Raw genomic sequence first — 12,472 nt, forward strand, 5'->3', positions numbered from 1 at the left:
AGTAATTACTCACGCTCGCTCGCTGGCCTCGCGCTTGAAGTCATTCCCTCGCCATGCGACGGCAGGGTCGTCAGTCCCATGCGAGAAACAACAAGTTCATTCAGAGTGAAAGACGGTACGAGCCCTATGGCCCGGCCGGCTCAGGCTGTTCACAGGAACGGCATCGCCGAGACGGTGTCTGGTGTGCGCGCTGTGTGCACGGTGTGGCACGGGGTCGGTCGGGTGTTCTTGCGCGGGTGGCAGTCCTAAAGCCGGCGCGCGCATCCAGGACCTGGCGGGTGCACCGCGCCACCAGGCGGGTCTGTGGATCGGCAGGGTCCACCGGAGGTGATGTTCGAAGATGATGCTCCCGCCGGGCAGGCGGCGTTGATGGTAGCGCCAGGCTACGGCCGTGCGATGCCCGTCTGACCGTGCTCCTCCTCGGCAGGACTCCTGGCCCGGGCACTGAGCGCTGCGGCATTTCCCCAGCCAGTGGGTGATGGCCGTGCTGTCTGCAGCGACAGCACGGCCATCCTTTCAAGCGGCGGTCTCGTCCCCACGGGCCGCCGCTTTCCGGGGCGCGCCGCGAGCAGATGGTGCTCGGGTGTGTGCGGCGTCGCCGACCGCTCCGCACAAGGCCCCGAATCTTTTCGGATCGTCCCTGGTTCAGACGGGGATCAGTTTGCGGTCCTCGTCCGAGCCAGCCGGGCTCTGGGGAAGTTCCTTGTCGAGCTGCTCGCCCTCCACGTCGACGTTGGGCAGAGTCCGCTCCAGCCGGCGCGGCAGCCACCAGGCCCGCCGGCCGAGCAGAGCCAGCACGGCCGGAACGATCGCCATGCGGACCACGAAGGCGTCGAAGAACACCGCGATCGCCAGTCCGAAACCGATCATCTTGATCATCTGCTCGCTGGATCCGATGAACCCCGCGAAGACCGCGATCATGATGACTGCCGCCGCGATCACCACGCGGGCACTGTGACGGAAGCCGGTGACGATGGCGTCCCCGGGCTGCTGACCGTGGACGAACGCTTCTCGCATCCGTGTGACCAGGAAGACCTCGTAGTCCATGGCGAGGCCGAAGACCACGCCGATCATGAAGATCGGCATCATCGACATGACCGGGCCGGTCTGCTCGACGCCGAACAGCGAGCCGAGCCAGCCCCACTGGAAGACGGCTACGACGGCGCCGAGCGCGGCGACGACCGAGAGCAGGAAGCCGAGCGCTGCCTTGAGCGGCACGAGCAGTGAGCGGAACACCACCATCAGCAGGAGGAAGGCCAGGCCGACGACCAGCGCGAGGTAGGGCAGCAGGGCGTCGCTCATCTTCTGCGAGAAGTCGGTGTTCAGCGCGGTCGCACCGGTGACGTAGACGTGGTCGCTGCTCTTGCCCCGGATCTCGTGGACCAGGTCCTCGGTGGCCAGTGAGGACGGCCGGTCCTTCGGGATGACCGTGATCACGGCTGTGTCGCCCGCCTTGTTGAGGGTCGGCTCGGTGACGGCGGCCGCGCCGTGGAGGTTCCGGATGAGCTTGATCGCCCGGTCGGCCTCGGCTTTGTCGCCGTCGACGACGACCGTCAGCGGGCCGTTGAAGCCGGGGCCGAAGCCGTCGGAGAGCAGGTCGTACGCCTTGCGCTGGGTGGTGCTGACGGGCTGCGAGCCGTCGTCGGGCAGACCGACCTCCAGCGAGGCGGCCGGCACGGCGATCGCGCCGAGGCCGACGACGCCGACGAGCAGGACGGCGACCGGGTGGCGGAGCACCAGACGCGCCCAGCGGGCGCCCATGTTCGGCTTGTCCGCGACGGCCCTGCCCTTGCGGACCTTGCGGCCGAGGACACGGTCCCCGGCGAAGCCCAGCAGAGCCGGAATCAGGGTGAGAGCGATGAGCACCGCGATGACGACGGTGCCAGCCGCGGCGACGCCCATCTTGGTGAGCAGGGGGATGTTGACGACGGCCAGGCCCACGAGGGCGATGACCACGGTCAGGCCGGCGAAGACCACCGCCGAGCCCGCAGTGCCGGCGGCCCGTCCGGCGGCCTCCTCCTTCTCGCGTCCCTCGGTGAGTTCTGAGCGGTAGCGGGAGACGATGAACAGCGCGTAGTCGATGCCGACCGCGAGGCCGATCATCATGGCGAGCGTCGAGGTGGTCGTGCCCAGGTCGAGGGCGGCGGCCAGTCCCGTGATCGTGGAGATGCCGATGCCCACGCCGACGAGCGCGGTGAGCAGCGGCAGACCCGCGGCGATCAGCGACCCGAAGGTGACGACCAGGACCACCCCGGCGATCACCACACCGATGATCTCCCCGGCACCCGTCTCCGGCGTGGCCTGCAGCGCGTCGCCGCCGATCTCGACGGTGAGCCCGTCATGCCGGGCCTGTGCGCCGGCCTTCTTCAGTGCGTGGAGGGTGTCGTCGGTGAGTTCCATGGAACCGACCCGGTAGGTGACGGACACGTACGCCGTCGAGCCGTCCTTCGACACAGCCTGCGCCGTGTACGGGTCGGTGACGGAGGCGACCTGCCCGGAGCCGGACTTCAGCGCGGCGACCACGCCGGCGACCTCGGCCTTGGGACCGGCGTCCGTCATCTTCTTGCCGGCGGGCGCCTTGAAGACGACGCGGGCGGTGGCACCGTCGGCACTGCCGCCGGGGAAACGCTCCTCCAGCAGGTCGAAGGCCTTCTGGGCCTCCGTGCCGGGAACGGAGAAGGACGACGAGGTGGCAGCCGGCGCGGATGCCGCGCCGAAACCGGCGAGCGCCAGCAGGGCCACCCAGATGAGGGCTACAAGCCTGCGGCGACGGAAGGCCAGCCGCCCGAGTCTGTAGAGAAACGAGGCCACGAGGGCTCCCTGTTCATTGAGGGGGACGAGAGGAACAGGGTCGGCCTGCCTCCTTGACCACTCAGGTCAGGGAACTGCGCCGCACCTCAGGTGCGGGTCCTCTCAGGTACTCATCGTCCTTGCGGCTCCAAGCCCCTCACATGAGTAAACGATGCCTATAAGTCCCCGCCGTGTACGGCAGGTTCGCCAGGGGGCGTGACGGCGGATCATGATGCCCTGTCCCCTGCGGCCGATGTGGTCGGTGCGGCGAGAGCAGGGCGGTGAGTGGGCCTCATGGCTGGCCGAAGAGAAAGAACCCGGGACAGTGGATCCGCCGATGGCAGGAGCAGAGCAGGCGGGAGCAAGTCGTCTGCCGGGACGCCGGCGAGGTCGGGGGGGTATAGGTCGACGTCGAGGGCGGCGTCGAAGAGGTGGGACTTGTTTCCGTAGTAGCGCATGACCATTGAGGGGTCGATGCCGGCGTCGGCGGCGATGGCGCGGATCGCAGTGCGCTCGTACCCGTGGGCGGCGAAGCGTCGGCGGGCGGCTTCCAGAATGGCGACCCGGTGCGCTCAGAGCGCCGGGGGGCAGTGGTTTTTTGGTCTCCTGCATCATGCCAACAGGCGTAGGCCAACCGGCGTTGACTTCCCGGCCGTGGGTGGGCATCCTTCAGCAAGTGGCTGCCAACGCTTGTTGGCAATCTGCTCCGCACCCGGCCCGGAGACCGAGGTGCCCCCGGCCCGGAAGGACAACCGCGATGGAGTCGCTGCTCCCCTCGAAGCCCGGTACGGCGTACGAGGCGCAGCACACCGGCCGGACAGAAGCCGCCATGGACGAGGCGCGCCGGACCGCGGCCGCTCCCGGCCCGCTCACCTCCTTCTCCCGGTTCGTCCTGTGCGGCGGCGGTGTCGGACTTGCTTCCGGCCCGGCCGTGGCACTGCTGGCCACGCTGATGCCCTGGGCGTCGGCGAACGCACCGGTCACCGCAGGTTCCACCATCCTCTGCACAGAACTCCACGCGCGCTTCACCTTCAAGGCGGGGCGGCGTGCCGGATGGCGCCGGCACCGGCAGTCCGCCGGGCCGGCCCTGGCCGCCTACACAGTGACTTGCGCGGCGATGTTCATCCTGCACCTCATGCAGCCGTCGGCTGGGACGCTGAGCGAGCAGGCCGTCTACCTCAGTGCTTCAGGGCTCGCCGGAATCGGGCGATTCCTCGTTCTGCGCCTGGTCGTCTTTGCCGGCAGTTCGACCACGCTGCAGGAGAGCAGCCCGGCGGGGGTTCAGGAAGCGAGCGAGGTCGCGTCCTGGTCCATCGCGACTCCGCCATGGCCGAAGACCCCGCAGTCGGTGAGCGAGCGAGTCATCTTGCGCGGGGGAGGGCGGCGGCAACGATGCCGACCGCTCGGGCCTGCCCTGCGGCTTGACGGTCAGGCCGGTCTGCGTCCGCGCCCCGACCGCTTCACAGCCCTGTTCGCCCGTGCCGTGCCCCTGCCGGCGCGGGGCTGCCTCGCCTCGCCGCAAAGCTCAAGCAGGGGCCCTCTGAGGTCGGGGCGGGGCGGTGAGGCGCATCGGTGCTGTCCTCCTGGCGGCGTATGCGTGAAAGCGGGGTGCTGCCGCCGGACAGGCCGATGACGGGCAGGCGGGTACCGGGCCGGCGGTGTGGTGCAGCCCCGCAGGCCCGCAGGCCGTCGCTCTGGACCCGCGGCGACAGCGAGGTCGTGCTGCACGTGAACCGGGTGACAGCCGGACGCCGAGGTCATCACGCATGTCGGTGGACGTCTCAGGTCCTTGTCTCCTCGAAGGCCAGCACGTCGTGGCCGGTGTCCCAGAGCAGGATCAGCAGGGCGCGCACCGATGCCTGGTCGATGTTTTCGACGATCAGCACGGTGCCGTCCTCGCCAGGTGTGGACACGTGGTCGAACCTGGTCCGGATCAGGTCCAGCAGGGTGCGGGCGATCGGTGCGCGCAGGGTCAGCTCGTAGCGGGTGGGGGCCATGCCGTACAGGAAACCCGTCGCCCGTGTGCGCGCGCACCACCCGCTCGGGAAAGACACCCGGGGTGGGCTCAGATCAGGCCGAGTTCGCGCGCCACTTTGACGGCGTCCTGCCGGGAGGCCACGCCGAGCTTGCGATAGAGGCTCTTGTTGTATGCCTTGACCGTGTTGATCGACAGGAACAGCGCTGCCCCGATCTCCCGCTGGGTCGCCGATCCCTGCAGGGCCCGCAGGATCGACAGCTCACGGTCGGTCAGTTCCTCCGCCAGGGCACCGGAGCGTACGGCGGTGCGGGTGCCGGCCTGGCCCAGCCGCGTTTCGGCCTGCTCGAGCCGCCGAGCCGCGAAGGCACTCACCGGCTCCTCCTCCACGACCTCGCGGGCCTGCATCAGCGCGGTGCGGGCGGCGGACCGGTTACCGCAGGCGAGTTCGGCGTCGGCGAGGTACAGCAGGCCGAGGAACAGCGTCGTCGGCCGCGGGTGGAGTTCGGCGAGCCCGACGGCGTGGCGCAGTAGGACCGCGGCCCCCTCCACATCGGCGTGCAGGTAGCCGCGCCGGCCGGCGGCGATACGCAGCGCGGCGAGCCCTGGCGTGCTGGCCTCCCGCCCGCCGCGCTCGACGGCGTCGGCTGTCGGACCGGCCTCGCGCAGCACCCGGTCGCACTCTTCGCCGCGGCCGGCCTCGACAAGGCTGACCGCCAGCATGCCCGCTACGGCCATCACGGTCCACAGGGGCCACGAGCCGCGGTGGCGCTGCTGCCACACGTCGAGCAGCAGGGCCGCGGCCTCGTCGAAACGGCCGTCGCGAGCCAGCACTCCACCGAGTGTCGCGGGTACGTGAGGGTGCGCGGTGACATCGCCGACGGTTTCCAGTTCGAGAGCCTGCAGGGCCAGGGCGACGGATTGCGCGGCTTCGGCATCGGACATGCCGAAGCCTGCACGCACGGTGAGCACGGCGCTGCGGAAGCTGTGCCAGCCGGTCATGACGGTCTCTGCGGTGCCCCGGACTTCACAGGCGTCCAGCCAGTGGTTCACCCGGGCCTGATCGCCGCAGAGGGCCGCCGCGAAGGCCAGCGAGTAAGCCAGCAGCGGGCCGACCGCCCGTCCGGGCAGCCGCTCGCCGAACCGCAGGTAGCTCGCGGCGTCTCCGTGCGCGAAGAACCAGGTCTCCGCGTTGCGCAGCATCAGCTCCCCGGCGTCGTCGTCGCGGCCGGCGCGCAGCAGGTGGTGTACCGCGTCGTCGAGCCGGTTCTCTTTGGTGAACCAGGCCGCGGCGTGGCCGAGGACCTCCCGCGGGTCTGTGGTGGCCTCGTGTGCCAGGACGTCCCGGAGCAGGTGATGGCACCGGTACCACTGCTGTTCGTCGTCCAGGGCGGCCACGAACAGACCCGCCCTGACGAGATCGGACAGCACCTGGGCGGATCCGGTCACCTGCAGTGCGGCGTCGCACAGCGGACCGGAGAGCCGTTCGAGCGGCGCGGCCCGCACGAGGAGGTCGCGGTGGCTCGGCGCGAGGCCCGGGAGCACCTCGGCCGCGAAGTAGTCCAGCAGGTGCCGGTCATCGACCTGGGCCTTCGCCGGGTCCGCGCGCAGTGCGAGGGCGGCCAGCTGCAGCCCCGCCGCCCACCCTTCGGTCCGTTCCCATACGGCTGCTGCCGCGGTCTCGTCGAGGTCGCGCCCTGACACCGCCGACACCAGGGCCGTCGCCTCGTCGGGCGAGAACCGCAGCTGCGCCGCCCGCAGTTCGGTCAGGTCGCCGCGAGCCCGCAGCCGCGCGATCGGCAGCGGCGGGTCTGTGCGCGCGGCGATCACGATCCGCAGCGAGGCGGGCAGGTAGGCGACCAGGTATTCGACCGCCTCGTGGATCCGCGGGTCGGTGAGCAGGTGGTAGTCGTCGAGGACCAGTACATGCGCTACCTCGGATGCGGCCAGCTCGTTCAGCAGCATCGGCAGCGCGAGGTCGATCGGAGCGACAGCGGCCGCGTCCAACGCCTGCAGCGGGCCCGCGCTGATCGCGTCGCCGGCGTTGTGCAGCGCGGTGAGTACGTAGCTCCAGAACCGGACGGGTTCGTCGTCGCTCTCGTCGAGCGAGACCCACGCGATACGACGCTTCTCGTCGGGGCCCGACGCCCAGCCGCTGAGCAGGCTCGTCTTGCCCCAGCCGGCGGGCGCCACCACCACGGTCAGCCGGGTCTCGGCGAGGCGCAACTGCTGCTGCAGGCGTTCGCGGGGGATCGCGCCGGCACGGGCCGGCGGAACCACCTGTTTCACGGTGAGCAGTGGCCGTGTAGGCCTGTCCGATGTCACGACGCTCCCGACCTGCGGCCCGGCACCGCAACCGGCGCCGATTCTGCCAGTTCGGGCACCCCGGATACACCTTGGGGCGGGGTGGTGCGCGAGCACCCTGTCCGACGCGATTCTCCTGCCACAACCCGGGGCCGCGCGACAGGAGAGACGCAATGGCCACGAACACCGTCCCAGGACGAACCTCCGGAGACCCGCAGGGACGCGCTGAAGCCGGCCGGCCTGGGCATCGGCTCGACAGCCACCCTCATGGCCGCCGTGAGTGTGCTGCCGATGTCCGCGGCGATGATCCCCAGCATCCGCCTCAGCCCTCGCCCGGTGGCCCGGCGAGGTGCCCACGGCCCTTGGACCGGCGGCCTCCTCCTGATCAACAGCGGCCTGCTCGTGCTGGCCCAGCTCGACGCCGACAGCTCGTACTGGCTGAGATTCAGGCCGGCAGACGCGCCCGTGACATCAGACCCGCCTGAGCAATCCTGAGCGCAGATCGATTTCACACCTTTGCTTTGAGGCCGGCCGCTCTCGGGTGAAACAGACGGTCGGTGAAGGTCGAGAGAAATGCCAGCCCTGCAGCGCCACGCGTTCTACAGCAAAGAAGGCAAAGTAATGCCGTGGAGTGAGATGGAGTGGTTGCGCGCCGCCGCCTGCGTGGGCGAGGACCCCGAGCTGTTCTTCCCGTGAGCACGACCGGGCCGGCGCTGCGGGAGGCCGCCGCAGCCAAACGCGTCTGCGCCCGCTGCCCGGTGAACTTCGAGTGCCTGTCCTACGCCTTCGCCACCGCACAGACGTCGGGTGTGTGGGGCGGAACCGGCGAGGAGGAACGCACGGAGCTGCTCCGAACCGCCGGGTATGACGCGACGAGGAGGAGTCTCGGCCGAACCGAACCGGGACGCACCGGGTCCCTTCCAACCTCCGGGGTGGGCTGGGCAGTAGACGGATGAAGCCCCTGGTAGATCGAGTGCTTCGGGGTCCCGCGGCTGGTGAGGCGGCCGTCGGACTCTGTCTCGGTGTGCTCGAGCGGCCGTTGCACGTGGCAGTCCGCCCGCAGCCCGTGCACCTCGGCACCGCCCACCAACCGTCCCTCGATCCCGGTGCCGCTCCGCTCCCGGGGTCCGTCCCCTTTCGCGCCAACGACTGTGGGCCAACGCGTGTTGACTCTCGCTGAGAATTCGAGCATCCTGTCAACGAGCGTCGGCCAACGCTTGTTGACCTGCTTCCCGGATCAGAAACGGAAGGCTCCGCCATGAACGCCACCGCACTTCCCGCCCGCACCGAAGTCGCCGTCGTCGGCGCCGGACCGGCCGGTCTCGCACTCGCCGTCACGCTCGCTGCCGCAGGCATCGACTTCGTTGTCCTGGACAAGCTGACGGAGGGTGCCAACACTTCGCGCGCCGCCGTGGTGCACGCCCGCACGCTGGAGGTCCTGGACGAGCTGGGCGCCTCCGAGGAGCTGATCGCGCGAGGCGTCAAGGTCACCCGGTTCGCCGTCCGCGACGGCGCGCGCCGGCTGCTGACGGTGCCGTTCGACAAGCTGCCCACGCCCCATCCGTACACGCTGATGGTTCCGCAGTACGAGACCGAGAGCGTGCTGCTGGACCGGCTGCGGGCGCTCGGCGGCGACGTGCACCGCCCCTACGAGGTCGCCTCCGTCGTTCAGGACGAGGAGGGCGTGACGCTCACCATGGCCACCGGCGAGACTCTGCGCGCCGCCCATGCCGTCGGCGCCGACGGCATGCACAGCACCGTGCGTGAGGCGTCGGGCATCGGTTTCACCGGCAACGCCTACGCCGAGTCCTTCGTGCTCGCCGACGTGGTGATGGACTGGGTCCCGGGGCCGGACGAAGTCTCGCTGACCTTCGGCACCCTGGGACTCGCCGTCGTCGCCCCGCTTCCCGGCGGCCACTACCGGGTCGTCGCCACCGTGGACGACGCACCCGCCTCCCCGGACCTCGCCTTCGTCCAGAAGCTGCTCGACGAGCGCGCCCCCGGCCAGGCCGAGGTCACCTCTCTGGCATGGTCGTCACGGTTCCGGGTGCACCACCGGGTAGCCGACCACTACCGCGCCGGCCGGCTGCTGCTGGCCGGAGACGCCGCCCATGTGCACAGCCCCGCAGGCGGCCAGGGGATGAACACCGGCATCCAGGACGGCTACACCCTGGGCCGGGCGTTCGCCACCAGCCGGCTCGACGGCTACGAGGCGCAACGCCGCCCCGTAGCCCAGCGCGTGGTCGCCTTCACCCACCGCATGACCCGCGTGGCCACCACGCGCAGCTCCGTGGCCCGCGGTGTCCGCAACATCGCACTGCCTCTACTGGGACATACCCCGATGCCCAAGAAGCTCGCCACCGAGCTCGCCGAGCTCAACTACCGCTAGACATCGCCCTCCTCGCCGCCGTGCAGGGTGAACTGGCCTGCCCGGCACGCCGACACAAGAAGAAGGAAGTGCGCCGGGCCGAACGGCCATCGCGCTTGCGCGCAAGCCCGTGGCGGCATCGACGGACACCGGGAAGCGAGTTGTGCCCCCGCTGCAGTTCGGGTCGGCAAAGACCACCTCACCCGGATGCCGCCTGCCGGTATGTCGTGGGACTCCCGCCGCGGCAGGTTCGCCGCGGGACGTCTCGGCCCTCAGTTCGCGAAGCTGCCGCGAAGTGCGGGCGGACGGCGCCGCATCAGTGTGGAAGGGGGGTGCGAGGCCGCGGACGAGGTGGACGACGTCGAAGCGCTGGTGGATCCCCATCTCGGATCCCGGCGGAGCGCGACTGTCACCCTCGGCGAAGGTGAGATTCATCTGTCGGCGGTGAGGCCATTACCGCCTGCCGGATTTCGTGCAACGCTTCGTCGAACAGGGCGCGCGCACGGGTGAACCAGTCTGTCAGCACGGCGATCTCGTCGTCTTCGTAGTCACCGAAGAGGGCGGCCAGACGCTGGTAGAGGGGACCGTACACCTCGAGGATGCGTTCCTGAGCCGTCTCCTCCATGACCACGTACACGCGTCGGCGGTCGTCTGGGTCGGCGGTGCGCCGAATGTAGCCGGCCTTTTCCAGGCGGTTCAGTACTCCCGTGACCGCTCCCGTGGTCAGTCTGGCCCGTTCTGCGAGATCGCCGGCGACCAGTGACTCGCCTGCCGTAGACGCCTCGATGAGGAAGCCCAGGCAGGTGACGTCCGTGACATTGAGACCGAGCCGTCGCGCGATGTCCTGTTGCCCGAACTGGGCGGTGGCGATCATCCGATCCATGGCGTAGAGCGCCTGGTCCGCCGTCGCGGCCGGACGCGCCTTGCGTTCACTCACAATATTCCCTTAGGATCTAAGTCAATTAGCTCGCGAGATAAGATACATCTGAGCGGTCACCCGCTTCATTCTCACAGCTCTCAAGGGACGCGATCATGTTCATCCACGGTGACGACGACTACGACATGGGCCATACCGTTGCAGGATGGACCGGCATGGGCATCACATCACTGGGCTTCGGGCTGTGCGGCCTCGGGGTGATAGCAGCATCAGGACGCCTCCTGCTTGCGGGTGCGGCAGTGCTCATCCTGGCGCTGCTGGCCACCTGGATGCTTCACCTGGCAGGCTGGGGCAAGCCGAGCGGCCCCCGCCCTGCCGCCCAGTGGGACTGGCGCGTCAGGGACCTCAGTGCCCGCAACGGCCACACTGACTGCCTCGGCTGCCGCCTCGCAGGGCGGCGGGCAACTCACCGGCAAGCCGGAGCCCGCCCGGTGGAGCCCGCCCTTGCCGACGCCTGAGCGAGGACCAACGGGGTGTCGCTGAGGCAAGCCCAGAAGCCGCCAACAGTTAATCCTGAGCCGTCCGTGCTTCCGTCGACGTGGTTCGGAGTCGCGCTCGGCAACGTGCCTGGCGACCACGTCGACGCCGGCGCGTACGTACCGTTCCAGAGAGCGGACAGAGACGTGGCGGGAGCAGGCCAGCAGCATCGGGGTGCAGGTCCCGTCTTCGGCGTCGTGCGTGAGCGCGCTGTGGCGTAGCCGGTGGAGGGTCCAGCCGTCCAGGTTCTCGATGTCCTCGGGGGAGGCAAGCGAGTCAGCCAGCAGCCGGGTGTTCTCCTTGAAGATCTCCTCGGCGCGGCGGTAAGAGAGCCGGGCGCAGCCGGTCTCCGGGCATACATCGAGCGTCGGCGTCCCGGCCGGGGCCTTGCGGTCAGTGAGGAACAGCGGGCCGCGGGTGCGGCGGGCGATGAGGACGGTGCGTGCCGTGTCCGGGTCCGGCCCCCGGACCAACGCCGCTGTCCCCAGCCAGGTGACGCCGTTGTCGGACAGCCGCGGCCCGTAGGCGACCAGCTCGTTCTCGGGCGGCACCGCGGTCGGCGGCCTGCCCGTGCCGAGGCCGAGCACCTGGCACTGGTTGCCGCCGGTCCGGCCGCCGGGGAAGTCCCACATGGTGCGCCCCAGCGTGTTGCGCCACCGTCGCAGCAGCACGTCCCGGTTTACGCCCGGCTTGAGTTCGGCTCAAGCCTGATCCGCGGTGCGCAGGGCCCGCGCCAGCCATTCCAGCTCCTCGGTCGCGTCGGGTGACGAATCCTGCCCGCGCACACGGGCGACGAGCCTGCGGTAGTGCTCCGCTCCTGCCTCGATCCCGGCCTCCAGACTGCGCAGCACGGCGGCCCGATCGGCGTCACCGAACAGCTCGGACAGCGCCTTGGCCGCTGCCGGCCCCTCGGGAGCGACTCCGCCTTTTCTGACCTCCGCGACGGTCTGCACGATCTGCCTGGCCCACCAGATGGACGCCCCGGGGGGACCGCCCTGCCCCGGTACGGGCGTGTTGAGCTCCATCCATGTTCGCAACCGGGCGCGGAAACCGGGGTCCCGCACCAACTCGGCCAGTTCGATCCAGGCGTCGACCTGCTCAGGTGTGGGCTCGTCGGGCAATTCGATGCTGAAGGTGCGCAGGCGGTCGCGCAGGCGCAGGTCGTCGATGCCGCCGAACACCTCCTCCTTGAACTCGTCGATGATCTGCTTGCGCTCGGCGGCGGAAAGCCGCGCCAACCGGTTCATCAGTGCTGTCTCCTCAACGGTCGAACCCCGTTTCGCCACGGTGGACAGGACGGCCCGGCTCACCTTGAGTGAGCGGATCTGCGCGTCGAGCGCGGTCACATGCGCGTCAGCGACCTCGGCGACCGTGGTGCGGCCGCTCAGAACGCGGCACACGTCGCCGAGCCCGAGGCCCAGCTCCCGCAGGGTGCGGACCAGCTCGACGCGGGCCACGGACTCGGCGTCGTACAACCGGTAGCCGCCCGCGGAGCGGGCCACAGGCGGCACCGCCCCCTTGTCCGACCAGAAGCGCAGGGTACGCACCGAAAGTCCGGTGCGGTGCGCGAGCTGGCCGATGGTGAGCACGTCGGGGCGTTCGTCGTCCATGAGCAAGATCC

8 protein-coding genes and 2 pseudogenes are annotated in these 12,472 nt (G+C 69.9%); 3 read left to right on the top strand and 7 right to left on the bottom strand.

Annotated features, from left to right (window positions below; all coding sequences use genetic code 11):
* Positions 1-645 precede the first annotated feature (645 nt).
* The 4 genes from OG736_RS46045 to OG736_RS46065 all read right to left on the bottom strand — a co-directional run bounded on the left by OG736_RS46045 (position 646) and on the right by OG736_RS46065 (position 7,054).
* Positions 646-2,811 carry an MMPL family transporter gene (locus tag OG736_RS46045; protein ID WP_327188147.1) on the bottom strand — a complete coding sequence of 722 codons (2,166 nt, stop codon included), beginning with the start codon at positions 2,809-2,811 and terminating at the stop codon, positions 646-648.
* 206 nt (positions 2,812-3,017) lie between these two features.
* Positions 3,018-3,347 carry a helix-turn-helix domain-containing protein gene (locus OG736_RS47470; protein WP_442817233.1) on the bottom strand — a complete coding sequence of 110 codons (330 nt, stop codon included), beginning with the start codon at positions 3,345-3,347 and terminating at the stop codon, positions 3,018-3,020.
* Positions 3,348-4,571: 1,224 nt separating this feature from the next.
* On the bottom strand, positions 4,572-4,787 hold the full coding sequence (locus OG736_RS46060; protein WP_327188148.1) for a hypothetical protein: 216 nt from the start codon (positions 4,785-4,787) through the stop codon (positions 4,572-4,574).
* A gap of 68 nt (positions 4,788-4,855) precedes the next feature.
* Positions 4,856-7,054: a helix-turn-helix transcriptional regulator gene (locus OG736_RS46065; RefSeq protein ID WP_327188149.1), complete on the bottom strand. Its 2,199-nt coding sequence runs from the start codon at positions 7,052-7,054 to the stop codon at positions 4,856-4,858.
* A gap of 651 nt (positions 7,055-7,705) precedes the next feature.
* Here OG736_RS46065 and OG736_RS46070 point away from each other — a divergent pair.
* A pseudogene (locus OG736_RS46070) lies at positions 7,706-8,025 on the top strand (WhiB family transcriptional regulator).
* Positions 8,026-8,327: 302 nt separating this feature from the next.
* Positions 8,328-9,458 (top strand): FAD-dependent oxidoreductase, encoded by a 1,131-nt coding sequence (locus tag OG736_RS46075; protein WP_327188150.1) that lies wholly within the window; start codon positions 8,328-8,330, stop codon positions 9,456-9,458.
* A 388-nt stretch (positions 9,459-9,846) separates the two neighbouring features.
* Here OG736_RS46075 and OG736_RS46080 read toward each other — a convergent pair whose 3' ends face one another.
* Positions 9,847-10,320 (bottom strand): MarR family transcriptional regulator, encoded by a 474-nt coding sequence (locus OG736_RS46080; protein WP_327188327.1) that lies wholly within the window; start codon positions 10,318-10,320, stop codon positions 9,847-9,849.
* Between the two features lie 149 nt (positions 10,321-10,469).
* Here OG736_RS46080 and OG736_RS46085 point away from each other — a divergent pair, with 149 nt between their 5' ends.
* Complete coding sequence (locus tag OG736_RS46085) at positions 10,470-10,832, top strand: HGxxPAAW family protein (protein ID WP_327188151.1); 363 nt, start codon at positions 10,470-10,472, stop codon at positions 10,830-10,832.
* Between the two features lie 438 nt (positions 10,833-11,270).
* Here the strand turns inward: OG736_RS46085 and OG736_RS46090 are convergent.
* Both OG736_RS46090 and OG736_RS46095 read right to left on the bottom strand, forming a co-directional pair.
* A pseudogene (locus OG736_RS46090) lies at positions 11,271-11,537 on the bottom strand (YciI family protein); the annotation flags it as partial.
* A gap of 15 nt (positions 11,538-11,552) precedes the next feature.
* The gene (locus tag OG736_RS46095; RefSeq protein WP_327188152.1) at positions 11,553-12,461 is read right to left on the bottom strand and encodes a helix-turn-helix domain-containing protein; all 909 of its coding nucleotides are present in this window, start codon (positions 12,459-12,461) and stop codon (positions 11,553-11,555) included.
* Positions 12,462-12,472 lie beyond the last annotated feature (11 nt).

Source organism: Streptomyces sp. NBC_01334 (assembly GCF_035983595.1).
In the GTDB taxonomy this organism is placed as follows: domain Bacteria; phylum Actinomycetota; class Actinomycetes; order Streptomycetales; family Streptomycetaceae; genus Streptomyces; species Streptomyces coriariae.